This is a genomic window from Protofrankia symbiont of Coriaria myrtifolia (assembly GCF_900634755.1).
Taxonomy (GTDB): domain Bacteria; phylum Actinomycetota; class Actinomycetes; order Frankiales; family Frankiaceae; genus Protofrankia; species Protofrankia coriariae.
This window is the reverse complement of the sequence record NZ_CAAAFS010000340.1, coordinates 1,337-2,197: the sequence shown is the minus strand read 5'-3', so window position 1 is coordinate 2,197 and position 861 is coordinate 1,337. Positions and strand designations below refer to the sequence as shown.

The 861-nt window shown below is 72.1% G+C and carries 1 protein-coding gene; it reads left to right on the top strand.

Features of this window, described 5'->3' with window-relative positions; translation table 11 throughout:
* Positions 1-58: 58 nt before the first annotated feature.
* A partial coding sequence (locus tag CM1CMNOD_RS19920; protein WP_131774114.1) for a (Fe-S)-binding protein occupies positions 59-861 on the top strand: 803 nt, incomplete at its 3' end.

The following is an 861-nucleotide window of genomic DNA, read 5'->3' as shown; positions in this document are numbered from 1 at the left end:
GGATAACGGAGGGCGGTATGACAGGGCGGGACGAGGGCTCGGGATGAGGGGTGGCGCCGTGAAGGCCGCGCTGTTCGTGACCTGTTTCAACGACACGGCCTTTCCCGGGACGGGGAAGGCCACCGTCGAGCTGCTGAGGCGGCTCGGGGTCGAGGTGGACTTCCCCCCGGCGCAGACCTGCTGCGGGCAGATGCACGTCAACACCGGTTACCGGGACGAGGCCGTGCCGTTGGTGCGTGGCTTTGTCGAGGCGTTCGAGGGATACGACGCGGTGGTCACCCCGTCGGCGTCGTGTGCCGGCACGATCCGTCACCTGCATGCCAGGCTGGCCGCCGAACGGGGTGACGCGGCGCTGCGGGACGCGGTGGCCCGCACGGCACCACGGGTGTACGAGCTGGCGGAGTTCCTCGTCGACGTGCTCGGGGTCGTCGACGTCGGCGCGTACTTCCCGCACCGGGTGGCCTACCATCCGACCTGCCACTCGCTGCGGGCGCTCGGGCTTGGCGACCGGCCCCAACAGCTGCTGCGCGCGGTGCGTGGGCTCACCCTCGTCGACCTGCCGGCGGCCGAGGAGTGCTGCGGGTTCGGCGGCACATTCTCGATCAAGAACGCCGACGTGTCGGTGGCGATGGGTGCGGACAAGGCACGCCATGTCCGCCAGACCGGGGCGGAGGTGCTGGTGGCCGCGGACAACTCCTGTCTCGCGCACATCGGCGGGCTGCTGTCCAGGTGGCGCTCTGGAGTGCGCGTCCTGCACCTGGCCGAGGTGCTTGCCGGGACCGGCGACGCACCTGTCGCACCCGCCGAACCAACCACGGCCGCCGCGTCCGCGGGGGCCGGGCGTGCCGGGCGGCCCGCGGT